Source organism: Nocardia amikacinitolerans NBRC 108937 (assembly GCF_001612615.1).
Taxonomy (GTDB): Bacteria; Actinomycetota; Actinomycetes; order Mycobacteriales; family Mycobacteriaceae; genus Nocardia; species Nocardia amikacinitolerans.
Genome location: NZ_BDAU01000015.1, coordinates 23576 through 48354 on the forward strand (window position 1 = coordinate 23576; position 24779 = coordinate 48354).

16 protein-coding genes are annotated in these 24779 nt (G+C 69.6%); 5 read left to right on the forward strand and 11 right to left on the reverse strand.

The genetic code is table 11. From position 1 onward, the window contains the following. Positions 1-8 precede the first annotated feature (8 nt). The 3 genes from NAM01S_RS35955 to NAM01S_RS35025 all read right to left on the reverse strand — a co-directional run bounded on the left by NAM01S_RS35955 (position 9) and on the right by NAM01S_RS35025 (position 1559). Complete coding sequence (locus NAM01S_RS35955; RefSeq protein ID WP_067785243.1) at positions 9-200, reverse strand: hypothetical protein; 192 nt, start codon at positions 198-200, stop codon at positions 9-11. Positions 201-270: 70 nt separating this feature from the next. Next, a complete protein-coding gene (locus NAM01S_RS14635; protein WP_157107744.1) occupies positions 271-1359 on the reverse strand; it encodes a DUF6545 domain-containing protein in 1089 nt (362 codons plus the stop codon). 47 nt (positions 1360-1406) lie between these two features. Then, a complete protein-coding gene (locus NAM01S_RS35025; RefSeq protein WP_157107745.1) occupies positions 1407-1559 on the reverse strand; it encodes a hypothetical protein in 153 nt (50 codons plus the stop codon). Between the two features lie 113 nt (positions 1560-1672). On the opposite strand from NAM01S_RS35025, the gene NAM01S_RS14640 reads away from it, so the two are divergent. Continuing rightward, a complete protein-coding gene (locus NAM01S_RS14640) occupies positions 1673-2653 on the forward strand; it encodes an ABC transporter substrate-binding protein (protein WP_067785249.1) in 981 nt (326 codons plus the stop codon). 32 nt (positions 2654-2685) lie between these two features. Next, a complete protein-coding gene (locus NAM01S_RS14645; RefSeq protein ID WP_067785252.1) occupies positions 2686-4068 on the forward strand; it encodes a SagB family peptide dehydrogenase in 1383 nt (460 codons plus the stop codon). Here the strand turns inward: NAM01S_RS14645 and NAM01S_RS14650 are convergent. The 7 genes from NAM01S_RS14650 to NAM01S_RS14680 form a co-directional block, all read right to left on the reverse strand. After that, positions 4037-5107, reverse strand: coding sequence for an MAB_1171c family putative transporter (locus NAM01S_RS14650; protein ID WP_067785255.1), 1071 nt, complete (start codon positions 5105-5107; stop codon positions 4037-4039). The two genes, NAM01S_RS14645 and NAM01S_RS14650, sit on opposite strands and share 32 nt — an antisense overlap. Before the next feature lie 58 nt (positions 5108-5165). Next, the gene (locus tag NAM01S_RS14655; RefSeq protein ID WP_157107746.1) at positions 5166-6221 is read right to left on the reverse strand and encodes a DUF6545 domain-containing protein; all 1056 of its coding nucleotides are present in this window, start codon (positions 6219-6221) and stop codon (positions 5166-5168) included. A gap of 91 nt (positions 6222-6312) precedes the next feature. Next, a complete protein-coding gene (locus NAM01S_RS14660; RefSeq protein ID WP_067785261.1) occupies positions 6313-11346 on the reverse strand; it encodes a non-ribosomal peptide synthetase in 5034 nt (1677 codons plus the stop codon). A gap of 41 nt (positions 11347-11387) precedes the next feature. Then, the gene (locus NAM01S_RS14665) at positions 11388-15965 is read right to left on the reverse strand and encodes a non-ribosomal peptide synthetase (RefSeq protein ID WP_067785264.1); all 4578 of its coding nucleotides are present in this window, start codon (positions 15963-15965) and stop codon (positions 11388-11390) included. 13 nt (positions 15966-15978) lie between these two features. Continuing rightward, positions 15979-19074 carry a nocobactin polyketide synthase NbtC gene (gene nbtC, locus NAM01S_RS14670; protein WP_084482941.1) on the reverse strand — a complete coding sequence of 1032 codons (3096 nt, stop codon included), beginning with the start codon at positions 19072-19074 and terminating at the stop codon, positions 15979-15981. Beyond that, positions 19067-20389, reverse strand: coding sequence for a beta-ketoacyl [acyl carrier protein] synthase domain-containing protein (locus NAM01S_RS14675; protein ID WP_067785269.1), 1323 nt, complete (start codon positions 20387-20389; stop codon positions 19067-19069). Before NAM01S_RS14675 ends, nbtC begins: the two co-directional genes overlap by 8 nt. 27 nt (positions 20390-20416) lie before the next feature. Further along, positions 20417-21172: a thioesterase II family protein gene (locus NAM01S_RS14680; protein ID WP_067785271.1), complete on the reverse strand. Its 756-nt coding sequence runs from the start codon at positions 21170-21172 to the stop codon at positions 20417-20419. Positions 21173-21344: 172 nt separating this feature from the next. Here NAM01S_RS14680 and NAM01S_RS14685 point away from each other — a divergent pair, with 172 nt between their 5' ends. Continuing rightward, positions 21345-22010, forward strand: a complete 666-nt coding sequence (locus NAM01S_RS14685; protein WP_067785273.1) for a GNAT family N-acetyltransferase — start codon at positions 21345-21347, stop codon at positions 22008-22010. Positions 22011-22013: 3 nt separating this feature from the next. On the opposite strand, the gene NAM01S_RS14690 is transcribed toward NAM01S_RS14685, so the two are convergent. Beyond that, positions 22014-23300: a SidA/IucD/PvdA family monooxygenase gene (locus tag NAM01S_RS14690; protein WP_067785283.1), complete on the reverse strand. Its 1287-nt coding sequence runs from the start codon at positions 23298-23300 to the stop codon at positions 22014-22016. A gap of 157 nt (positions 23301-23457) precedes the next feature. Between NAM01S_RS14690 and NAM01S_RS14695 the strand changes: the two genes are divergently transcribed. Continuing rightward, positions 23458-23925: an MTB12 C-terminal domain-containing protein gene (locus NAM01S_RS14695; RefSeq protein ID WP_067785275.1), complete on the forward strand. Its 468-nt coding sequence runs from the start codon at positions 23458-23460 to the stop codon at positions 23923-23925. A gap of 96 nt (positions 23926-24021) precedes the next feature. Continuing rightward, a complete protein-coding gene (locus tag NAM01S_RS14700; RefSeq protein WP_067785277.1) occupies positions 24022-24729 on the forward strand; it encodes a siderophore-interacting protein in 708 nt (235 codons plus the stop codon). Positions 24730-24779: the final 50 nt, after the last annotated feature.

Sequence of the window (24779 nt, forward strand, 5' to 3'; positions counted from 1 at the left end):
GGTGACGGTCACCTTCGGTCGAGCAACCCGTCGACGAGGGCGCGCAGACCGTCCGCGTAGGTGTCGGTGGCGCTGAGGGCGGCCCACCGCGGGCCGAGTTCGGCTAGGCGCGGCAGCGTCTCGGGGTCGATCCAAGCGATACCGAAACCGTGGTTCCCTTGCGCGCGGGCGCCGCCTTCGTTCCTCGAAACCGTTGGCACCGTATCGAACTCGACGAACCCTCGAGCATCATGTCCATCGGCCTACGCGGCGGAACCCGCCAGGAGCGTGTCACCCCGTGACGCCGACACCCCGCTTCGGCCACTCCTTCGCGAGCCGGAGCAGATCGCGCAGACCCGTGGAGCGGTCGTCGGTCCTGATCAATTCCGCGGCAGTGGTGTGCACGCCGCCGCGCGGGCGTGGCGGCAGGCCGGAAGCCTTCGCCCGGACGGCGTGCGCGATCCGCCTGGCGTAGTCCTCCATGCCCGGGTCCGCCGACGGTTCCGGCTCGTACGGCCGCAGGTGCATCAGCGCGTCCTGGATCTCGACCGTCATCCGATACAACCGCGACATCGGCTCGTCGCGATGCGAATCATCGGGCAGCAAAACGATTTCCGGGACGGCCGCGGTGAGATCGCGCCACAGCGGACGCAACCGCCTGCACGCGCGGCCGTCGGGATCGAGCCCGCTGCGCACCAGGACCGCGCTGAGCAGCGGGATCGCGATCAGCGTGGTCACAACCGCCAGCATTACGAAAGTGGCCACGGCCCACGGCAAACCGGGTTCGATGGTCCGCATGCCCGCGATGATGCGGAGCGCGCCGACGGCCGAGGCGAAGCAGCAGTACAGCCCGAAGACGAGCAACGCGAAGTACGCCCAACGTTCTCGCGTCGTCGGATCCGGCGTGCGCAGTTCCCGTACGCACGCCCTGGCGATCAGCGCTCCGCAACTGATCGCGACGAAGCTGCCCGCCGTCCAGATCACCCTGTTCTGGGCGGCGGGTGTGCCGATCGGCCAGCCGAGCAGGTCGACCAGCGCCGGACCCAACAGGATGACCGCTCCCGTCGCCACGCCGACCCTGTTGTACTGCCGCTGCCGGGATCGCAGCGTCTCAGCGTCCATACCGTCGAGCAGCCTGGCGAACCCGTACGCGTAGGCCAGCGTCATGGCGCCGATGCCGAGGAACAACCGCTCCCCCAGATCGCGCATGCCGAGCATGCTCGCGATCTCGTACAGCACGATCGCCGCCAGGTCCCAGCTCAACGTCGCGTTGATCAACCGGTCGATCAGCAGCTCGTTCACCAGCAACCATCGCCCCACGACAATCGCGGCGAGGAACACGGTCACCGCCCCCACGACCGCGAGCGGCACAGTACTCACGCCAGCACCCTACGCCGCCACGGCCCGGAAAGACCCCGGTCGGTCTCCTACCGAACCAGGTCCGCGAAACCGATCTCCCCGACCACGACGTGCTCCAACCCGAGGAATCCTTCCCGGTGCAGCCGGTGCAAGCGATACTCCCCCGCGTGCGCGTCCAGACGGAATTCGCGCACCTCTTCGATCTCGTACTTTCGGCACATCGCTATCCAACCTGGGGCGGAGGTGAGATATGGATAGGTTAGGCTTGGCTGACTTATTCTGGTGGCTCGGTAGAGCCGGTCGAGGGAGTTCCTCGATGAAGGAGGGTTCAACGATGAGGTCTGTTCGGGCGTCCCGCGGGTGGGCGCGGGCGGCGGTGGCCGTGCTGGCCGGTGCCATGGCCCTCGGCGTCACCGCGTGTGGATCGTCGAGCGACGAGGCGGGCGGCGACGGCGAGTCGATCACCGTCAGCCACGTCCGTGGCGAGACCACCATCACCGGCGTCCCGAAGAAGATCGTCGTGCTGGGCAACCAGTGGCTCGACACCAGCATCGCGCTCGGCGTGACGCCCGTCGCCTACATCGATAATGTCGCCGTGCTCGGCAAGGGCGCGCCGCCGTGGCAGCCGAAGATGGCCGAGTCCGCGAAGCCGCTGAGCACCACCGGCAACCTGCCCGAACAGGTCGCCGCACTGGAACCGGACTTGATCCTGGCCGACTCCTTCATCGCCGATCAAAAGAACTACGAAGAGTTCACCAAGGTCGCGCCGACCCTGCCCGGCCTGAGCAAGGAAATCATCACGCCCTGGCAGGATCTGGTGACCACGCTCGGCAAGGTGCTGCACAAGCAGGACGAGGCGACGAAGCTGATCGCGGGCGTCGACGACAAGATCGCGGGCATCACCACCGCCAACCCGGGCCTGAAGGGCAAGACCTTCGCCAGCACCTGGCTGGCGAGCATGACCCAGCTGATGGCGCTCAACGACCCGAACGACGGATCGGCCAAGGTGTTCGCCCAGCTCGGCCTCGGCATCCCGAAGAATCTCGTCGACCTGCCCGCCAACCAGGGCCGCGTCGCGTTGTCGCCGGAGCGCATCAACGAGCTGACCGCCGACCTGCTGCTCGCGGGCTACTCGGCCGGTATGGACGAAAAGTGGCGCCAGCTGCCCGGTTACGCCGAGCTGCCCGCGGTGAAAAAGGACTCGGTCGTGTTCCTGACCACGCAGGAGATCACCGCGGTGAACCAGCCGACCGTGCTGTCCATTCCGTACATCCTGGACAAGCTGTCGCCCGCGCTGGCCAACGCCGCGAAGTAAGCGAAAACGCAAGAGGTAAGAGGAGTCTCCCGGTGTCCGCCGTCACGTATCCCGACCAGACCCGGTTCGCCCTGCGCGACGGCGTCACCTGCGTCACCGTGCCAACGGGCGCGGTGTTGCTGAATCCGCCCAACAACCAGAAGCTCACCAACCTCGGCGCGGCCCAGGTGCACGCGCTGAAGACGCTGAACCAGGGCCCGTCCACGCTCGGTGAGATGACGGGTGACGGCGGCGGCGCCGATGTCGGCGAGCTGGTCGAGCGGCTGACCGACGGCGGCTGGTTGTCGGTCACGGTGCGCGACGGCGGCCGGGATCTCTACACGATCCGGCCCTTCGCGAACCCGCCTGCCCGGCCGAAGACAGCGCTGCCGTGGTCGGCGACCCTGTCGAAATTCGCGGTGCTGCATCGCGATTCGGAGGGCTTCGTGCTGGAGCATCCGCTGGCCTGGTGCGATCTGCGCATCCACGACCCGCGTCTGCTCGCCCTGCTGGACGGTCCCGGCGCGGCCGATTCCACGCTGCCCGTCGCGATCAAGTCCCAGCTCGCCGACGACCTGCACTGGTGCGGTTTCCTGGTGGCCGATCCGATGGCAGAAGAGCGCGAGTTCACCACCCGCAGCTGGAGCGCGCCGGACCTGTGGTTCCACCGCCGCAGTACGCTCGGCCCGCGCACCATCACCTGGGAGCACTTCGGTCCGACCAAGTGGGGCAAGCCGTCCTTCCCGCAGCCGCCCGCGCGCAAGCCGAACTACCCCGGCACTCCCGTCCCGCTCGCCAAACCCGACCTGGACAAGCTGCGCATCGCCGACCCCAGCCTCACCGACGTGCTCGAAGACCGGGTCTCCTGCCGCGATTTCGACGACGCGGCGCCGATGACGATCGACCAGCTGGCCGAACTGCTCTACCGCACCGCACGCACCCGCTCGGTCCGCCAGGTCGCGGAGGGCGAGGAGCTCACCTCGCGCCCGTATCCGTCGGGGGGCAGCGTGTACGAGCTGGAGCTGTACCCGATCGTGCGCAACGTCGCGGGCCTGGAACCCGGGATGTACCACTACGATTCGTTCGATCACGTGCTGCGTCCCGTCGCTCCCGCCGACTCGCCCGCCGTGCAGAAGCTGATCCGCTCCACCTCGGCCACGCTGGTCGACGGCGGCGAACCGCAGCTGGTACTGGCGATGGCCGCGCGCTCCGGGCGGGTCATGTGGACCTACGAGCAGGTCGCCTACGCCAGCATCCTCAAGCACGTCGGCGTGCTCATGCAGACGGTGTATCTCGCGGCCACCGCGATGGGTCTCGGCGCGTGCGCGCAGGGCTTCAGCGACACCGGGGCGTTCGTCTCCGCCGCGGGCGTGAACGAGCTCGAGGAATGCAACGTCGGCAGCATCATCGTCGGTTCGCCCGCGCGGGCTCGCTGACCACGCCGGGCCAGGCCCTGGCCAGTTCGAGCAGGTGGCCGAGTTCGGCGGCCAAATCCTGGCCCGCGTAGGCGTTCTCCCGCGCCGCCCGTTCCACGGACGGCACAGCCCCGGCCGCCTTGGCGTCGACGGCTTGCGCGATCCGGCGCGCGTAGGCCGCGATGCCGAACTCACCGGAATCACTGCCCGGCATGTACATCCGCAGATGTCGGAGCGCGTCCCTGGTCTCGACGACCATGCGATAGAGCCGCGAGTCCGGTTCGGCGCTCTGTCCCGCCGCAGGGCGCAACACGACTTCCGGGACGGCGGTCGTGAGGTCCCGCCAGAGCGGGTGCAAGGTGCGTAGTTCCCGCCCGGTGCGGTCCAGTCCGCTGCGCGCACCGAAGGCCCGGACCAGCGGAATGGCCGTGAGTATGGCGACGAACAGGTAGACAAGACACGAGGTCACGGTCCACCTGGTCGGGTAGGCGACACCATCGAGCACCGACGTCGCGGCGGCGAAAAGCGCTGCGGCGCACCAGTAGGCGGCGGTCACCAGCAGCGCAGAGTAGGCGATCCGCTCCAGATACGAACGGGTGCGCGGCATTTCGCGTAGACACGCCCGCACGGTGCGCACCCCGGCCGCCGCCATCGGCAGTTGGAAGATCGCGATCCAGAGCAAGGTCCGCCACCACGTCACGGGCGCGGCCAGACCGTCGCCGAGCAACAGCGGCACCGCACCGCTCACCGCGAGCCCGTCGTAGGCCCACTGCCTGCGGCGCACCGCCGCCGGATCGGCGCCATCGAACAGCTCGGCCAATCCGTACACACTGGACAAGGCCAACGCGCCGCAGACCAGGAAGACCTTGCTCGGGTAGCCGTCGGCGCCGAGATCGGTGTCGACCAGCGCCGAGAACACGCACACCGCACTGAAACTCGACGCCCGATTGATGAGTTCGTCCGCGCGCGTGTCGTTCACCAACAGCCAGCGGCCGATGGTGACCGTTGCCTGTATCAGGAACACCGGCACCATCAGCCACATCGGCGCCGCGCCGCTCACGCCGGGAGCCCCGTCGTACGGGGCATCGGCGGGACGCCCCTGTCGAGCCGACGCCCGTTCACCGTGCGGACGACCGGACGATATCCGCGCGGAGGACAGGCCATTCGCGGGCCAGCTCGAGCAGCATTCGGAGTTCCCCGGCACGCTGCCCTTCGCCCATACCGGTATCGGAGAACGCCCGCGTCATCGCGGCGGTGTTTCGGGCGGGCGCCCCGTGCTCGTCGGTGGCGTTCGGCGGCGACTCGCGATCCAGCTTTCTGAGGTGCAGCAGCGCGTCCGAGATCTCGACCATCATGCGGTAACGCCGCGCGATCGAATCCGCCTGCGGGAGTTCGCGATCCAGGACCACGCCCGGCACCGCGGTCGTGAGGTCGAGCCACATCGGACGCAACCGGCGGCAGTCGCGACCGGCCCTGTCCAACCCCAGTCGTTCGAGGACCACGATGACCAGCGGCACCGCCAGGAGTACGGCGTAGAGGAGCAGACAGACGAAAGCCCCGACACCGCCTCCCGCACGCGGCTCGGCGGGCGGCCTGCCCGCGACGATGTCGATCACCGCGACGACGGTCAGTACACCGGAGGTACAGGCGAGCAGCAGCAGACTGGTGTAAGTCAGTCTTTCCCGCACGGTGCCGACGAAACCGCGCAGCTCGCGCAGGCACGCCTTGGCTATCAACACCACGGATATCGCGATCATGACGTCGGATCCAACCCAGAGCACCGCGGACCAATCGACGATCCGATCGATGGACAGCGCGCTGCCGATCGGCGACACCGCGACGAACGCGGCGCTGGATACCGCCACGGCGACCACGTGGTAAGTCCGCAGCCTGCGCGGCGCGTTCTCGGTGTCGCCGCTGTCGAGCAACCGGGCCAGCGCGTAGACGTTGGCCATCGCGAGCAACCCGCTGGTGATGAACATCAGCGGCGCGAAGTCGGCGAACCCCAGCCATACCGCACCGCCGTACGCGAACACACCGCCGACGCTCCAGGTCAACGCGCGATTGAGCAGCCGATCGATCATGCTGCCGCGGAGCAGAACCCACCGTGCGCCGATGATCGCGGTCGTGACCACGAGGATCGGAACGAGGATCGAGGTGGAGGTCGAGGTCATCGCCACCGACCGTACAGCCCGGTCCGAGGCGCGCCAACCGGCGATCGCGGGCACCCGGTCGGCCGATCGAAGACCGGCCGACCGGTGCGCGTCAGTTCTGCGCCGCCCAGGAGCTCTGGAGCGCGGCGAGGGCGTCCTGATCGAGACCGGAGACCGACATCGCCTCGTGCCGGTGCTCGTCCTCGTTCTCGGCGGGCGGGTTCGCCGCGGCCTCGTCCACCGCGGCGGCCAGTTCGGCGATGGTGAAGTACTCGAACACCAGCTGCGGGGTCAGCGGCAAGCCCGCTTCGCCCGCGCGGGCCGCCCATTGGATGGCGATGACGCTGTCGCCGCCGAGCCCGAAGAAGCCGTCGTCGCGGCCGACGTCGGTGATCTCCAGCAGTTCCTCCAGGATGGCGATCAGGGTGCGCTCGGTATCGGTCTGCGGCGCTTCGCTTTCGCCGCCGGCAGGCCGCGCGGACGCGGGCGTCATGTGCACGACCGACCTGGCCCTGTCCCATTCGGCGGGCAGCACGTCCAGCTCGGTGAGCGCCCGGTCCGGCTGCTCGGCGAAGGCCTCGAACACCTTGGCCAGCACATCGGCGAAGATATCGCCGGTCGCGGCCTCGTACAGGTCGGGGTTGACCACGACGCGCGCGATCAGGTCGCCGGTGATGTCCACGGTGTAGTCGAAATGGAAGTCCATGAACGACACGTCGTAGAACTTGGCGATGCCCTTCAGCGTCGTCGCGCCGTCCTCGCTGAACGCGACCGGCGCCTGCCGGTGCCGGAAGTGCATCATCACCTGGAACAGCGGGTTGCGGGCCAGCGAGCGCGCCGGGTTGATGGTCTCCACGAGTCGCTCGAAGGGCACACCCTGCTTGCTGATCGCGTCCAGCGCCGAATCACGCACCCGGTCAAGGACGACCCGAGGAGTCGGGTCACCCGAGACGTCGTTGCGCAGCACGACGACGTTGGCGAACAGGCCGATCAGGTCGTCGGTCGCCTCGCCGATGCGGTTGGCGACCGCGGCGCCGATGGCCAGATCGTCGCCCGCGCCGAGCGCGTTCAGCACCACCGCGCTGACGGCCTGGCACAGCATGAACTCGGTGGCACCGGCCTCCTCGGCCCGTGCCCTCGCCTTCTCCCAGATCGCGGCGGGTACGGTGCGCGCGGTGCCGATACCGTTGCGGCCCAGCACCTGTGGGCGCGGGCGGTGGTGTCCGACAGCGATCTCGTCCGGCAGCCCGGCGAGCGCCTCTCGCCAGTAGTCCAGCTGCGCCTGACCGGCAGCGCTGACCTCACGATCGGGTCCTCGGTCGAACATCTCCCGCTGCCACATCGCGAAATCGGCGAACTGGATCGGCAATTCGGACCACTCGGGGGCGGCGCCGCGCACGCGGGCGCGGTAGGCCGCGGTGAGATCGTCGACGAAGATCTGGCAGGACCTGCGGTCGGCGATGATGTGGTGCATCAGGATCGACAGCACGGTGGTCCGCTCGTCCAGCACGAGCAGCCGCAGTCGCAGCAGCGGCTCGGCTTGGAGGTCGAATACGTAGTCGGCGTCGGTGGTGAGTTCCTCGTCGAGCTTCGCCTCGTCACCGTTCAGGTCCAGGACAGGGACCTCGACGTGCGCGATGGGATGCACGAGCTGGTACGGCGTGCCCTCGTGCTCGGGGAACGTGGTGCGCAGCGACTCGTGCCTGGCCACCACGTCGTCGATCGCGGCGAACAGCGCGGCGCGGTCGATCGGTCCGTCGAACCGGATCGGATAGGTGACGTTCTCGCCGTCGATCGAACCCTCCATGCGCCGCTGCAACCAGTACGCGCGCTGCGAGTACGACAGCGGGATGTGCTCGGGCCGCTCCCTGCGCACCAGTTCCGGCCGCGAGCCGCGCGCCTCGGCGACGGCCTGGTCGGCGTCCGACGCCTCGGCCTCGCCGAGTTCGTCCAGGTCGATACCGAATTCGTCGAGGAACGAGGCGACCAGGTGCGCCGCGAGCCCGGCGACGGTCGGCTTGTCGAACGGCACGCGCATGTCGATCTCGATGCCGAACTCGGCGCGGATCATGGTGATCAGGCGGGCCGCGAGCAGCGAGTGGCCGCCGAGTTCGAAAAACGAGTCGTCGGCGCCGATGCGGTCCCGGTCGAACAGGGTGGCGTACAGCGCGGCGACGCGAATCTCGGTGGGCGTCTTCGGTTCCCGGCAACTGCGCGCCACCGCGAGCTCGGGCTTCGGCAGCGCGCGCTTGTCCAGCTTGCCGTGCGCGGTCAGCGGCACCTCGTCGATGACGGTGAGCGCCGCGGGCACCATGTACTCCGGCAGACGGGCGCCGACGAACGCGCGCACCACATCCAGGTCCAGCTCGACGCCCGGCTTGGGCACCACGTATCCGGCCAGGATCGGGCCGAGCGACTCGTGCTCGGTGACGATAACGACGCAGTGCGCGACGCCGGGGTGATCGGTGACGGTGGCCTCGACCTCGCCGAGCTCGATGCGGTGCCCGCGCACCTTGACCTGCTCGTCGGCACGGCCGACGAACTCGATCTCGCCGTGCGCGTTGCGCCGCGCGAGATCACCGGTGCGGTAGAGCCTTTCGCCGGGCAGGAAGGGGTCGGCGACGAAACGCTCCGCGCTCAGACCGGGTCGGTGCAGGTAACCGCGCGCCAGCTGGCGGCCGCCGAGGTAGATCTCGCCGACGACGCCGTTGGGCACCAGTTGCAGCGCCTCGTCCAGCAGGTAGAGGTACACGTTCTGGTTCGGAACGCCGATCGGCACGATGCCGGTGCCCTGCGGGCCGTCGACCGGCATGTGGGTCGAGCAGACCACGGCCTCGGTCGGGCCGTAGTGGTTGCGCAGCTCCGCGTCGAACTGGGTGGCGAACCGGTCGGCGACCTCGCCGGGCAGCGCCTCGCCGCCGACGGGCACGTGGCGTAGTGTGCGCCAGTCGTTGACCTCGGGAAGCACGAGGAAGGTCGCCAGCATCGACGGCACCATGTGCAGCACCGAAATGCCGTGGCGGGTAACGAGATCCGCGACGTACGGAATGTCGCGGTAGGCGTTGGGCTTTGGCACCACGACTCGCGCGCCCGCCGCGAGCGTGACGAAGATGTCCATCAGCGAGGCGTCGAAGCTCACCGAGGTGGACTGCAACACCCGATCCTGCGGCGTCAGGTCCCATTCGGCGTTGAAGCAGGCCAGGTGCTCGGCGATGGCGTCGTGCGGCACCGGCACGCCCTTGGGCTTGCCCGTGGAGCCCGAGGTGTAGATGACGTAGGCGGTGTTCGACGGGCGCAGCGGCGCGCGGCGATCGGCGTCGGACGGGTCGGTCTCGGGGCGATCGGCGGCCTTGCCCTCGGCGGCGGCCAGCGCGTCGGCGTCGAGCACGAGCGCGGGCTCGGCATCCGAGAGCAGGTACTCGATGCGCTCGGCCGGATAGGCCGGGTCGATCGGCAGGTAGGCCGCACCCGCCTTGAGCACCGCGATGGACGCGACGATGAACTCGACGGAGGTCGCCATGCGCAGCGCGACGATGTCCTCGGCCCCGACGCCGAACGCGATCAGCCAGTGCGCCAACCGGTTCGCGCGCCGGTTCAGCGCGTCGAAGGTCAGCTCGACGTCGTCGGACGCCACCGCGACATGGTCGGGCGCCGCCGCGACGCGCTCCTCGAGCACGGCGACCAGGGTGGTCGCGGGCGTCTCGACGAGCGGGCCGTGCGAGGCGGCGAGCAGTTCGGCGCGGTCGGTGTCGCCGAGAATGTCGATGTCGCGCAGGCGAAGCCGGGGGTCGCGCAGTGCGCTGTCGAGCAATTGCACGTAGTGGTCGAGGAATTGGGTGACCAGGTGCTCGTCCAGCGCGTCGACCAGGTAGGTCGCCTCGACCCGCGCACCGGCGCTGTCGAGCACCACCATCAGGCCCAGTTCCTCTTGGGCCACGCCGCTGCCCAGCGGCAGTTCGGCGGATTCGACGCCCGCGAGGTCGAAGCCGTTGGCCTCGCCGCGCACACTGAAGCTGAGCTGCACCAGCTGCGCCATCGCGTCGCGACCGGCGACGCGCTCCGGGCCGACCTCGCGGACCACGCGGTCGATGCCGACGCCCTGGTGGCCGAACGCGCCGACGCACGCGGTGCGGGTCTGCTCCAGCAGTGCGGCGAAATCGGCGGAGCTGTCCAGGTCCGCGCGGACGAGCACGGCGTTGCCGAAGTAGCCGATGAGGCCTTCCGCGCCCGCGCGCCGGTTGACGACCGGAACCGAGACGAGGAAATCCGTTGCGGCGGTGTACCGGTGGATCAGCGCTTCGAACGCGGCGAGCAGCACCGTGAACGGCGTCGCCGAGTGCTCGCGGGCGAGATCGGTGACGCGGGCCATCAGCTCCGCCGACAGCGGCCGCGTCCGCTTGTCGGCATTCTTCGACGGGGTGCCGACCACCGCCTTGCTCGGCAGTTCGAGGCGTTCGGGCAGCGGCGTCAGGTTCTCGCGCCACCAGGCCAGATCCGCGTCCGAGCCGCTGTCCGCGCCGACCTCCACGTCGACGTACTGGGCGCGCAGTTCCGGCAGGTCCGCGCCGCGGTAGGCGGCGTTGACCTCGGCGAAGAACACCGGCCACGAATCATCGTCCCAGCCCACGTGGTGCACGACGAGGATCAGCACGTGCTCGTCGGCCGCGGTGCGGGCCAGGGTCGCGCGCAAGGGCAGGTCGGTGGTCAGATCGAAGGGGCGCGCGAACTCGCGGCGGGCGAGCACCTCGACCCGCAGGTTCCTGCTCGCCTCCGGGAGCGCGCTGAGATCGTGCTCCTGCCAGGGCAATTCGGCGTCGTCGCGGGACACCTGGAACGGCTCGCCGTCCGCGTCCACGCTGTAGGTGGTGCGCAGCACCTCGTGCCGGGCCAGAACGGTGGCGCAGGCCGCGCGCAGCCGCTCGGCGTCCAGCGCCCCGGTCAGCCGGTAGGCGACGCAGACGTTCAGTGTGGTGTCGGCCGGATCGAGACGCTGCACGAACCACATGCGCCGCTGAGCCTCCGACAGCGGGCTGGGCTCGCCGCTGACCCGGGTGCGCACCGGCTCCGGCGCGGCCGCCTTCACGGCGTTTTCGCGCAATCGGCGCTGTAGCAACTGCTTACGACGCTCGAGAATGTCGTCTGACATGGTGGTCCTTCGATTCGGCTGACGGTCTTGGGGTTCCGGGTTCACGCGGGCGTCGCGGGCGGTCCGCCGACGGCGACGGGCGCGATGGCGCGGGCCAGCGCCGCGACGGCGGCGTGCCAGATCTCGGCGAGCCGCGCCACCTCGGCGGCGGTGAACAGCGCGTCGCTCCACCGCAGGAGGGTGACCAGCTGCGGCCCGGCGTCGGTGGGCTGCACGCCCGCGATGACGTCCATGGCGTACCGGAGCGGGAAATCGGGTTCGGGTGCGGTCGGCAACTGGGTGAACAGCTCGACCTCGTGGACCGGCGACCACGGCTTGCGGGTGACGGCCAGATCCATCCGACCGAGGTAGTCGAACAGCACCTGCGGCTCGGGTGCCGCGGCGAGTTCGGCATCGGCCTGGAGATAGCGCAGCACGCCGTAGTCGACGCCGTTGTTCGGCACCGCGGCGAGCGTCGCGGCGACCGAGGCGAGAAGCGCCCGCGCCGCGGCCGGATCCTGCTCGGCGGCAGCCACATCCACCGCGTCCGCGCCCGCGCCGAAGCGCGCGGGGAAGACGCTGGTGAACCAGCCGACCGTCTGCGCGGTGTCGATATCGTCGCCGAGCACTTGGTCCTCGCGGCCGTGGCCCTCCATCGCAAGGTACGCGCCGCCGCTGGCGTCTTCGCCGCGTTCCCGGCGCCAAGTGACCAAGGTTGCGGTCAACGCGGCGAGCAGGAACTCGCGTACGCCGAGTTCGCCGGTGAGTCCGTCGAGAACCGCGGCGGTCGTCTCGGGCGCGGTGAACAGTGGCTGCACCCGGTAGGAGGACCAGGTGTCGGTGCTCGGGTCCGGCCGCCTGGCCGCAAGCACCGGGTCCGGCGCGGTCGTCTGCGCGACCCAGTAGTCGCGCTGCGCCGCGACCTCCGCGCTGCCCGCACGGGCGCGGGTCCGCTCGGCCCAGGTGCGGTAGGACGTGTACTCCACCGGCGAAGCGAGTTCCGGCGTGCCCTCCGACAGCTGTTCCCAAGCCGCGGCCAGGTCCGCGCAGATGATGTGCCAGGAGACCGGGTCCACCGCGAGGTGGTGGATGTTGAGCAGCAGCAGGCCGGGGCCGTCGGCGCGGGTGAACCAGACCGCGCGCACCAGATCACCGGTGAGCGGGTCGATCTCGTCGGCGACCGCTTGGGCGTGGGCGCCGAGTTCCGTCGGGAAGTTCGGGCCCGCTTCGATTTTCGTCAGGATGTCCGCGGCGCGCACAGCGCCCGGCTCGCGGGTGACGACGTCGTAGCCCGCCGCGGTCTCGACGAAGCGGGCGCGCAGCATGTCGTGACCGTCCAGCAGAGACTGGAGGACCGCTTCCAGGCGCGGGCCGTTCACGTCGGCGGGCAGCTCCAGCAGGGTGTTCAGCGCCAGCCTGCGGTAGTTGCCGTGCTCGTGCATCCACGACAGGATCGGCACCTGACCCACCGAGCCGTATTCGGCGACAGCACCGGCCCTTTCGGAGCCCGCGCCCGCGTCGATGGCCGCCGCGAGTTCGCGGATCGATCCCGCGGTCAGCACCGCGCGCGGGCTCGTCGCGATGCCCTTGCGGCGCAACGCGTTCACCAGCGAGATGGCGACGATGCTGTCCAGACCCAGCTCGACCAGATGCTCATCGATACCGGGCTCCGCGCCGCCGGTGAGTCCGGCGACGGTCGCGCACAGCGTGCGTTCGGTGTCGGTGGTCGGCGCGGTGCTCACCGCCGCGCTGTCCAGCGCCGCGGTCGCCAGCGCCTCGAGCTGCCGCGCGTCGAGCTTGCCGTTGCTGGTCACCGGCAGGCCGTCGACGGTCAGGATGCGGTGCGGGACCATGTAGCCGGGCAGCCGATCGGCGAGTTCGGCTCGGAGCAGGGCGGATTCGAGTTCCGCGCCCACCGCGAAGCCGACGAGGACCGGTCCGCTCGGGCGGCGCAGCACCAGGACAGCGGCCTCGCGGACGCCGGGCAACGCGTGCAGCGCGGCCTCGATGTCGCCGATCTCGATGCGGTAGCCGCGGATCTTCACCTGGTCGTCGGCGCGGCCGAGATAGGCGAAATCGCCGGAGGACAAGCGCCGCACCAGGTCTCCGGTGCGGTACATGCGCTGGCCCGGCCGGAACGGGTCCGCGACGAACCGTTCGGCGGTGATGCCCGGCTTACCCGCGTAGCCGCGCGCCAGCTGGGCACCGGAGAGGTAGAGCTCGCCGATGACACCGTGCGGCGTCGGACGCAACCGCGAATCGAAGACGTAACCCGTCATTCCGGTGGTGGGCGAGCCGATGGTCGGCGTCGCCTTCGGGTCGGAGACGGACGCGACCACCGCTTCGACCGTGGTCTCCGTGGGTCCGTAGCAGTTGTGCACGGCGGTATTCGGCAAGGCGCACAGCTGTTTCCACAGCGGTACGCCGATGGCCTCGCCGCCGAGGGCGAGGACCGCGAGGTCCGAACCGCGTTCGTGCACCAGGCCCGCGGCGGCCAGCTGGGCGAACATCGACGGCGTTGTGTCGATCATGTCGATGCCGTGCCTGCCGATTCCGCCGACCAGACGCTGCGCGTCGCGCATCTCCTCGGCGTCGAACAGGTGGATCGACTGGCCGTCGAGCAGGCCGATCATCGGCTGCCAGGACGCGTCGAAGCTCAACGACCAGGCGTGTGCGATGCGCAGCGGCCTGCCGAGCCGAGCCGTCGCGGGCCGGTACACCCGGTCGCGGTGGTCGGCGAAGTAGGAGGCCAGTGCGGCGTGGGTGCCCATGACGCCCTTGGGTTCTCCGGTCGATCCGGAGGTGAAGATGAGGTACGCGCACTGTTCCGGATGCCCGGGCACGGGCGCCGTGAGCGCCGCGGAGTCGGTCACGACCGCGCCGAACGCCTCGACGGGCGGCAGCGACTCGATCTCGTCGAGCGCGGGCACACCAGCGCCGTCCACCAGGATCAGGCGCGGATTCGACTGACGCACAATCGATTCGATACGCGCGGCGGGCAGCGTGATGTCGACCGGCACATACGCCGCGCCCGCGGCGAGCACACCGAGAATCGCCACGATGGACTCGGCCGAACGCGGCATAGCAAGAGCGACAACATCTTCCGAGCCGATACCGCGCGCCGCCAGACCACCGGCCAGGCGCAGCGCGGCGTCGGAGAGCTCCCGATAGGTGTAGCGCTCGCCCTCGGTGCTCAACGCCAACGCGTCCGGCGTCGCGGCCACCTGGCGGGCGAACAGCTCCGGCACCGTCACGCCGAGCACGTCGGTGGCGGGCGACGCGGGCGGTTGCGGCCGCTCCCCCAGCAGCAGCACGTCGAGCGAATCCTGTCCCGCGTCACCGATATCGGGCAGCTGGCGCAGCACCTCCACCAGGCGCGCGCCCAGGTCGGCGGGCGAGATCTCGCCGAGCACCGCTTCGACGGCCTCCACCACCACGGCCAGTTCGCCGTTGAGCAGATACGACACGACCGCGAGCGGGTAGTGGGTCAGGCTCTCCGACGCGGTCGGCCGGAACGTGGTGCCGTCCGCGGTGGTTATCGCCTGGAGCACGTCGGCGACCGGCGCGTTCTCGTACACGAAGAGCGTGTCGAACAGCGCGCCGCGCCCGGTGGCCCGCTGGATCGCGGACAGGCTCAGATATCCGTTGTCGCGCATGGTCGCCGACGCGCGCTGCAACTGGGCGCAGCCTTGCGCAACCCCGCCCGCGGCGGCCAGCTCGTCGAGCCGGATGCGCATCGGGATGGTGTTGATGAACAGGCCGATCATGGTCTCGACACCGGCCAGCTCGTCCGGCCTGCCGGAGACGGTGGTGCCGAAGACGATGTCGCCGCGGTCGGTCAGCCTGCCGAGCACGATCGCCCACGCGAACTGGACGACCGTGTTCATGGTCAGCCCGTTCGCGCGGGCCCAGCGCTGCACCCGGTCGGTGTCGGCGCCGTCGAGGACCACCTTGTGGATGGTCGGCACGATCGTGTTCACCGCCGCGTCGGCGCGGTCGGCGAGAATCAGCGGGTCGACGTCGGCGAGGTAGTCGGCCCATTCGCGCAGGGTGGCGTCGTTGTCGCGGGCGGCCAGCCAGCCGATGTAGTCGCGGTAGGGGCGCGGCGCGGGCAGCGCGGCCGCCGAGCCGCCCGCCTCGTAGACCGCGAACAGCTCGCGGAAGAACACGCCGAGCGACCAGCCGTCCATCAGAATGTGGTGGGCGGTCACGATCATCCGGTGCGACCCGTCGGGCAGGGCGACCATCGCGACGCGCAGCGCAGGACCACGGGACAGGTCGAAGCCGTGGCGGGCCTCGGAGGCCACGATCGCTTCGAGTTCCCGTTCGTCGGCCGCCCTTTCGAACCACGGCAGCTCCACCGAGCTGGGCACGATCTGCACCGGCTTGGGCACGTCGCGGTCCCAGAACGCGGCGCGCAGGTTGGCGTGCCTGCGCAGGATCGCCTCGACGCTGCGGCGTAGCAGCTCCGCATCGACCGGGCCCGCGACCTCGATCACGAACTGCATGTTGTACAGGTCGTCGTCACCGGCCAGCTTGGCGAGCGAGAACAGGCCCTCCTGCAACGGGCTGAGGGCGAGCACGTCCTCGATCTGCGGCGGCGCCGCCTTGCGCTCGGGCGCCTGCGTGGTCTCCGACATTCCAGCGGACTCCTCAGCCTTTGTTCTCGGACATCAGCGACACGACGTCATCCAGGGACGCGCCGCCGAGAATGGCGGCGACGGGGAGGTCGCGGTTCAGTTCGGCCTTGATCCGTTTGCGCAGATCCAGCGCCTGCAGCGAGTCCATGCCCAGCGAGACGAGCGGGACCGAGCCATCGATGGCCTCGCTGCCGTCGGAGAGCATGACGCGGTCCAGCGCCCTGCGGATGCGTTCGGCGAAGCCCGCTTCGGGGACCGACGGCACGGAAATCACCGGGGCAGCGGTCGTCTCGGCGCGCACCGGCTCGGCAGCCGGTGCGAGCGTCGGCGCGGGAGCCTGTTCGGCCAGCGCGTCGAGTGCCGGGGCGAAAACCGCTGCGAGCCCCACGGTTTCGGTGACAGCGCGCAGCTTCGACCAGTCGGCCGCGAGCACCAGGCTGTTGGCGGAGGTGTCGGCCAGTCCGGCCGCCACCGCGTCGGCGGCCGCCATCGGCAGCAGGCCGGAGCCCTCGATCCTGGCCTCGACCGCCGCGTCGGCCTCGGCGGGCAGCACCCACAGACCCCACTGCACCGACGTGCACGCGCGACCCTCGGCGCGCAGCCGCAAGGCCATGGCGTCGAGCATGCGGTTGGTGCCCGCGTAGAGCGCCTGGCCCCAGCCGCCGAGGGTGGCGGCGAAGGACGAGCACAGCAGCACGGTGGCTGTTGGCGTCGTCGGCAGGGCGCGCAGCACCTCGCCGAAGCCGACCACCTTGGCGGCGCCCGCCTGTGCCACGGCCGCGGCGTCGGCGTCCGTCGCGGCGGAGTAGACGTAGTCGACCGCCGCGTGCGCGAGCAGGCTCACCGGGCGTTCCGCGTGCCGGGCGGCCAGTCCGGCGACCGTGGCGGGATCGCTGATGTCGCAAGCCAATACATCGATCTCGGTGTTGCCGAGTGCGCGGACGGCGCGGAGTTTTTCGGTCAGCGCTGCGGTCTCGCCGCTGCGATTCACCAGGGTGACCCGGCGCGCGCCGTCGCGGACGAACTGCGCGCAGAACTCCAGGCCGACGTGCCCGGTGCCGCCGAGGATCAGCACCTCGTCCAGATCGGGAGCGGCGGTAGTCGGGGCCTGCTCGGCCACGACGAGTCGCTTGGCGTGCAGCTTGCCGTCACGCATCGCGAGTTCGGGCTCACCCGCGAGTTGCACGGCTTCCAGAATTTTGTCGGCGGGCAGCTTCTGCTCCAGCGCCGGGTAGTCCGCGGGCAGGTCGATGCGGCGGAAGGTGACGCCGATGCGTTCCAGCGCGACGCAGCGGAACGCTGCACCGGCCGCGGCGGCGGCAAGTGCGGGAATCTCGTTCTCCCCCACGGCTTCCGCACCCGCCGTGACCAGCCAGCACTCGGTGACACGCGGGCCGAGCGCCGCGAGCCAGCCCTGATCGGTGGCGAAGTCGGCGAACTCGGCGACCGCGGCGGCCTCGTCCGGCGCACCGCTCGGCGGCACCAGCACCACGACGGTATCGGCCTGCTCGACGGGCGAACCGTCGAACATCGTCACCGTCGCGCCGTGCCGTTCGGCGCGCTCGCGCAACGCGGCGGCCAAGTCGGCGCAGCGACCATCGCGGTCGACGACGGTCACCGTGCGCGGCGGCGTCAGCGTGCGGCGCGAGAGCCGAGTCCAGTTCTCCACCAAGCGAACCGGCGCGACTTCGGCCGCCGCCACCGTCTCGGCGGCGGACCCGTAGTGTGCCCACAGCCGCTTCGGCGACATCTGGGTGTGCGGGAAGTTCGGCAGCGGAAGACGGACGGCGGAGCCTGCCACTTTCAGGCTCTGCCAGTCGTAGTTCAGGTCGTGCACGGCGAGGGTCGCGAGGTTGCGCGTGAAATCCTCCAGCCCGACCGCGGTGCGCCGCGAGGTGCCGAGCACCTGGAAGTCGCGCGGGCCGGTGGCCGGGTCGTCCGGCACCGTCGCCAAGTTCTCCTGCAACGCCAGTTGCAGCGTGGGGTGTTCGGCGACCTCGATGAAGGTGTCGACCTCGGCGGTGGACGCGACGACGGCGCGATCGAAGCGGACGCGGTTGCGCAGGTTCCAGTACCAGTACTGCCGGTGCGTGATGTCCGGGGTGATCGGTCCGCCCAAGGTGGCGCCGTAACAGGTGATCTCGGTGGGCGAGAAGGTCGGCGCGCTCATCTCGTCGCCGAGCATCGACTCCATCTCTTCCCTGATCTTGATCAGGTACGAAGTGTGCGCCGGGTAAGAGACCTTGATCTCCTTGGCGAACTTCCCCGCGGCGTTGGCCATCGCGACCATCTCGGTGATGGTGTCCTGGTCGCCGGAGATGGCCAGGATGTGCGGCGCGTTCACGACAGAGAGCTCGGCCCAGCCGGAATGCCTGGCCAGCAACGCCTCACACGACTCGCGGTCCATGCCGAGCACGGCCATCGAGTACAAGTCCGGCGGCACGATGTCGTCGACGAGCCTGGCCCGGTGCGTCACGGCGAGCACGGCGTCGCGGCGCGTCATCACACCCGAGATCCAGCCTGCGGCCAGCTCACCCTGGCTGTGGCCGATCGTCGCGACAGGGCGCACACCGTAGGCCTGCCACATCGCGGCGAGGCCGACCATGTGGAACATCAACGCGGGCTGCACTTCCCAGACGATGTCCTGATACTTGCCCTCGTGGCCGAGCAGGTAGTGCAGCGGCGCGATGTGACCGTAACGCTGCTCGTGGATCTCGACGCAGGCGTCGACCTCCGCGCGGTACTCCGGTGAGTTCTCGTAGTAGGAGCGGCCCATGCCAGGCCGCTGGCTGCCCTGGCCGGGGAATACGAAGCCGACGCGCCGTGGCGCGGCGAGGCCGACGGTGCTCACCACCGCGGAATGCGGCGCGTCCGCGACGACGGCACGCAGCGCGTCGATCAGGTCGTCGCGGGTGCGCACCATCGCGAGTGCTCGGCGGCGACGCGCGATCCTGGTGCGGAACAGCATGTCCGCCACGGCATCCGGCGTCACGCGCTCGTGGCGCTCCAGGTAGGAGAGCACGGCGGCGGCTTCGGCGCGCAGCCCGTCGGCGGTGTCGGAGGACAGCAGCACCGGAACGGCGCCGTCCGGGAGACGGTAATCAGGCATCGATATCCTCCAGAACCGGCATGGCCAGGATGGCGTGCGCGTTCGTGCCCGCGACGCCGAACGACGAGACCGCGCCGTAGCGGAAGCCCTCGTGCGCGTCCCACGGCTCGAGCTCGGTGGCCAGGCGAAGGCCGGTCGCGCTCCAGTCGACCGCGGTGGCGGGGTCGTCCGCGTGCAGTGTCGGCGCGATCTGGCCGTTGGCGCCGCACAGCAGCACCTTGATCAGCCCGAGCATGCCCGCGGCGGCTTGGGCGTGGCCGACATTGGTCTTCACCGAGCCGAGCCGAGGCCCGCGCTCGACGTCGGCGCCGTAGGTGTTGCACAGGGCGGTGAGCTCGAGCGGGTCGCCCACCGGTGTTCCGGTGCCGTGTCCCTCGACGAGGCCGACCAGACTCGGGTCGATGCCCGCCGCGTCGATCGTCTTGCGCACCAGCGCTTCCTGCGCCTGCGCGCTTGGCACGGTGATCGGCGCGCCCTTGCCGTTGTGGTTGACCCTGGTGGCGAGCACCCTGGCGTACACACGGTGGCCGAGCTCGCGCGCCCGCGACTCGCGTTCCAGCACGACGACGCCCGCACCCTCGCCCCACACGGTCCCCGTGGCGTTCGCGGAGTAGGCGCGCAGGTGACCGTCCACGGCCAGCGCGTTGTTGATGGCGAATTCGTAGAACGCGGCGGGCGAACCCATCACGCACACGCCGCCGGCCAGCGCCCAGTCGCATTCGCCGTTCCGGATCGCGGCGGCGGCTTGGTGCACCGCGGTCAGCGACGACGCGCACGCGGTGTCCACGGTGACCGACGGCCCGACCAGACCGAGACCGTGCGAGATGCGCCCGGCCACCGCGCCGAGCGCGGTGCCGACGACCCGGTACCCGGTGTACTCGTTGACTTCCGCTGCGCGCGGACCGTATTCGATGAACGAGGCGCCCATGAAGCAACCCACCTCGTCACCCGCCAGCGCGCCGGGGTTGATGCCCGCGTGCTCGAGCGCGCGCCAGGCCACGCGCAGCGCGACCCGTTGCTGCGGATCCATGGCGACCGCTTCGCGCGGCGTGATGCCGAAGAATTGCGGATCGAATTCCGTTGCCCCGGTGAGGAATCCACCGGCGTCGGGAACCGAGCCCCAGCCTTCGTTGCGCTGCAGGGAGAAAACTTCCCGCAGCGGCCATTCCCGGTCGCGCGGGAAAGGACCGATCAATTCTCGTGATTCGGCGAGTGCCGACCAGAAATCGTCCAGATTGTCGACGCCCCCCGGCGCCTCCACCGCCATACCGGCGATGACAATGTGATCTTCTTCCCCCGAAACAGCGCGTGCCATGCCAAACCTAACGTGCGAATTCGCGAACTATCTCGCGGAAAGAACTTCGGACGTCAGCAATTCCGCGATGCCGTCCACGTGGTCGTTCAGGTAGAAATGTCCGCCGTCGAAAAGGGTGACGGTGATGTCCTGCTCGCTGTGCGTCGCCCACTCCTGCAGGTGCCGCGCGGTGACGTGCTCGTCGTCGGAGCCGCCCATGACGTGCAGCCTGGCGCGCAGCTTGACCTCGGGCCCGCACACGTAGCGGTCGAAGGCGGCGTAGTCGGCCTTGAGTGCGGGCAGCGTCATGCGCATGATCTCGCGGCTGCCGAGCACATCCGCGCCGGTGCCGTTGAGCCCGGCGAGGTGATCGAGCAGCGCCTCGTCCTCGGTCGGGTGTTGCGGCATGTCGACGACGCGGTACGGCGCGACCGCGCCCGAGGCGCCGAACAGGTTCACCTCGACGCCCGCGGCCTCGGCCTGGCGGACGAATTCGAACCCGACCATCGAACCCATGCTGTGCCCGAAGGCGGTAACCGGCTCGCCGCGGTGGTATTCCGACTCGAGGAACGCGCTCAGCGCGCCCGCCGCCACCTCGGGCAGAGTCGCCGGCATCGGCTCGGCGGCCCGGTCTTGGCGGCCCGGGTATTGGAAGATCACGACGTCGAAATTCTCGCTGAGCGCCTTGGAGAAGGTGCGGTAGGCGGAGGCGCCGCTGCCCGCGTGCGGGAACATCAGCAACGTCGGGCTCGAGTCCGAGCTCGGCTTGTGGAATTTGCGAATCCACCCAAGGGTTTTCGGCATAACGGCTCCTGCATCACGGTTTCGCTGCGCTAGCCGCTCGACGCCGCCGTCGAACTGGCGACGGGCCGGGCAACGCTAACTCAGCGACGTTAGCATAGGGTAACCTTACCGATGTAAGCCTAGGGTAACCTTACGGCGACTGTGCAGCCGAGCGAACGGGAGCCCTAGCACGATGAACCAGACCGGGACGCCGTACGTCCTCAAGCGCGAATTGACCGATGTCGCAGAGGAGGTCCGCAGCGCACCGGCCCCGGTGGTCCCCGAGTTCGACGAACCGTTCGGCCTACGACTGGCCGATCCGGAGGGCGGCGATCCGGACATGCTCGCCAAGTGGATGGCGCTGCCGCACCTACTGGAGACCTGGGAACAGGACTGGCCCGCGGACCGCCGCAGGCTCGACTTCCTCGCGCAGTTGGCCGGAACCTATTCGCGGCCGTGCATTCTCAGCTACGACTTCGCCGCGATCGATCGCCCCGAGCTCGGCCGTCGCGATATCGCCTACGTGGAGATCTACCGCGCGGCCAAAGACGAGAACGGCCGACTCTACGACGCCGACCCACTCGACATGGGATTCCACATCGCCACCGCGGATTCGAACCTGATCGGCCGGGGCGTCATGTCGGGTTGGATGGACCGGCTCGCCGCCGCGCTGTTCGCCGCCGAGCCGGCGTGCAGGCGTCTGATCTGCGATCCGGACTACCGCAACGCACCGATGCGCAAGGCGCTGTTGAAGAACGGCTGGGTCGAACTCGGCGAGTTCGACGTGCGGCCGGACCGCCGGATCGCGCTGCACATCATGCCGCGCACGGCGGCGGACATGCCCGCGATCCGGCTCTGAACCTCAGCCGAAGGCCCGGTCCCGGTTTCTCGTCGCCGCGGACCGGGCCTTCGCCGATTCGGTGCGCAGCACGCGATCCGAGAGTTCGCCCAAGCAGCTGAGATTCGGGAAACCGGGTCCCTGCGCCAGCGCGGCGAGGTTCGGCAGGTACAGCTTCGCGTCCAGGCCCTGCACGGCGAGGTCGTAGCCGATCGACGCTTCGATCCTGGCCTGGGTCAGCTGCCCGCCGACCGCGAGCTCCAACAGGTCGGCGGCGTTGGCGTCGAACATCTCCAGGAACCACAGCGGCTGTCCGCCGGTCGCGTCGATCACCAGATCGAAGTTGTGGATCTGGTCGGGGCGCATCTCGTTGCGCAGCGTCAGCGCGACGCCGTCGCCATTGTCGGCGACCCGCACGACCCGGCCCTGCATGTGGTGCACGCGGTTGTCGGCGAGCAGGCTTTCCTGCACCCGCACCGAGAACACGCCGCGATCGGTGCGCCGAATGACGTCCCTGCGCTCTTCGGTACTGAGCGATCCCCACTTGATCGGATCGCTGAACAGCGAGTTCTCGAAATAGCTTTCGCCGCGCGTGTAGATGGTGGCCATCGGGGAGATCACCGAGATGGACAGCATGCCGTGGCGGACCAGCTCGTCCAGCGCCGAACCTGCCGTCTCGCCGCCGCCGATCACGGCGGCACGCGAGGAGACCGGCAGCTTGCGCTTGCCCGCGAGGTCCCAGAATTCCGCGACACTGAGCACCTTGGGGTGCTTGGCGAGGGCCTTCTCGCTGCGGCCGGGACCGGTGATCATCAGTGCGTCGGCGTCGATTTCGGTCGGAATGCCGTCGGCGTCGACCGCGGTGATCAGCCAGCCGTCGGCCGCGGCGGCGATGGTGCGCACGGTGCCGAGGACGAGCTCGAAATCGGTTCGCGCGGCGACCCACTGGAGGTACTTGGCCCAGACGTGGTGCTGCGGACTGGGACGTCCACGGTCGATCCACTCGGCGTAGGTGCCCTGGTCCACCAGGAAGGAGGTCCAGCTGAACGCCGTCATGGCCTCGTTGATCGCGCGGTTGTGGCCGCGCGCCCAGGTGGAGTGGTAGGGGAAGCCCACGTCCTTCTCCGGGCTGGTGCCGAGCCGGTGCTGGCCGTCGGTCCAGCCGCCGCTCGGCAGCCAATTGCCGCCCACCGTCTGCGCTTCCACCACGACGACCCGCGGTGCGGGCAGCCCCAGTTCGCGCAGCACGTGCGCCTTGGCGGCGACGGCCATCGCCTTCGGACCCGCGCCGATCACCACAAGTGTTTCCACCGGTTCTCCCACTCTCACATCGCGCGTATCCGTGTTCGCGCCCACATCGACGAGCCCCCGCCTTCATGTTTGCATAGGCTTACCTTACAGTGAACCGCAGTGTCGATCCCCACAGCGGGGAAAGCACTCCGGCACGAGAACGATGGGAAGTACTTTCATGATCAGCACCCGAAAGAAGCTGGGCACGGTGGCCTTTGCCGCCGCCACCCTGGTCGGCGCGTTCGGCACCGTCACCACCGCCGCGATCGCCGAGGCCGCGCCGATCACCGCTCCGCTGCAGACCAAGGCGCCGAGCACCGGCGAACTGCGGGCGAAGATGGCGCTGCTGTTCAACGCGGGTGCGCCGCGCGCCGCGCGTGCCGCCGAGCTGGAGACCGGCGCCGCGGGCCTCGGTGTCTTCGACACCGCGGCCACGCTGATCGCCATCGCCCCGCCGAGCTGGCGCTGGGACATCACCGGCCCGGTGACCGTCAACGGCGACACCCTTTCGGCCGTGCTGTACACCGCCACCGAGGGCTACGAGCCGTGGACCTTCGACCTGACCTGGAAGCAGATCGACGGCACCTGGAAGCTGAGCCGCGAATCCGTCTGCACCATCGGCAACTTCGTCGGCCAGGGCTGCTGAGCGGACTCTTGCGCGATTCGGCCCCCGCTTCGGCGGGGGCCGATGCCGTTTCGCCGGAGCCGTGACATTCAACTCAGCTTAGGCTAACCTCACCTCATGGGCAGAGGTTTCAACGGCGTCATTGTGAAAGCGTGGGGCGGTCAGGACTACCGGCTCACCGTCACCGCGACGGAATACGTCACCGACAAGTACATTCGACTGGGCTTCAACGCGGGCGGCCTGCTCGCCGACCACCCGGTGCACCCGACCCAGTGGATCCGCCTGTGGATCCCGGACCTCGAGACCGAGAAGCGGCACCACCGCGGCTACACGCTGGTCGACCCCGATCCCGAGGGTGACAAGTTCGCCATCGAGTTCGCCGTGCACGACGGCCCCGCCGCGCGCTGGGCCATCAACGCGGCGGTCGGCGACGTGCTGGACGCGACGGTGCTCGGCTCCAATTTCGAACTCCCCGAAACAGCGCCGAGCGAATATCTGATGTTCGGCGACACCGCCTCGCTGCCCGCGATCAACTCGCTGCTCGACGCGATCGGCGACGTTCCGGCCCGGGTGTGGCTGGAATGGCAGTACGAATCCGACCAGACGCTGCCCGTGCGCAACAAGCCGCACCACCAGGTCACCTGGTTGCAGCGCGTCGACGACGGTCGGCTGCTGCGCGAGCAGTCGCAGGAGATCTCCTGCCCGGCGGACGCTTTCGCGTGGGTGGCGTGCGATGGCCACACCACGCGCTCGATCGTCAAGACGCTGAAGCAGACCCACAATCTGCCGAAGACCGCGATCAAGTCGCAGGCGTACTGGAAGTAGATCTCCGCGTTCACTCCGGCCGTGCGCGCTGTGGGCACACTCCGCATTCG

Coding starts and splice junctions, on each gene's coding strand:
- NAM01S_RS35025 (WP_157107745.1), bottom strand. CDS start 1,559: ATGTGCCGAAAGTACGAGATCGAAGAGGTGCGCGAATTCCGTCTGGAC.
- NAM01S_RS14640 (WP_067785249.1), top strand. CDS start 1,673: ATGAGGTCTGTTCGGGCGTCCCGCGGGTGGGCGCGGGCGGCGGTGGCC.
- NAM01S_RS14655 (WP_157107746.1), bottom strand. CDS start 6,221: ATGACCTCGACCTCCACCTCGATCCTCGTTCCGATCCTCGTGGTCACG.
- NAM01S_RS14660 (WP_067785261.1), bottom strand. CDS start 11,346: ATGTCAGACGACATTCTCGAGCGTCGTAAGCAGTTGCTACAGCGCCGA.
- NAM01S_RS14665 (WP_067785264.1), bottom strand. CDS start 15,965: ATGTCGGAGACCACGCAGGCGCCCGAGCGCAAGGCGGCGCCGCCGCAG.
- nbtC (WP_084482941.1), bottom strand. CDS start 19,074: ATGCCTGATTACCGTCTCCCGGACGGCGCCGTTCCGGTGCTGCTGTCC.
- NAM01S_RS14675 (WP_067785269.1), bottom strand. CDS start 20,389: ATGGCACGCGCTGTTTCGGGGGAAGAAGATCACATTGTCATCGCCGGT.
- NAM01S_RS14680 (WP_067785271.1), bottom strand. CDS start 21,172: ATGCCGAAAACCCTTGGGTGGATTCGCAAATTCCACAAGCCGAGCTCG.
- NAM01S_RS14685 (WP_067785273.1), top strand. CDS start 21,345: ATGAACCAGACCGGGACGCCGTACGTCCTCAAGCGCGAATTGACCGAT.
- NAM01S_RS14695 (WP_067785275.1), top strand. CDS start 23,458: ATGATCAGCACCCGAAAGAAGCTGGGCACGGTGGCCTTTGCCGCCGCC.
- NAM01S_RS14700 (WP_067785277.1), top strand. CDS start 24,022: ATGGGCAGAGGTTTCAACGGCGTCATTGTGAAAGCGTGGGGCGGTCAG.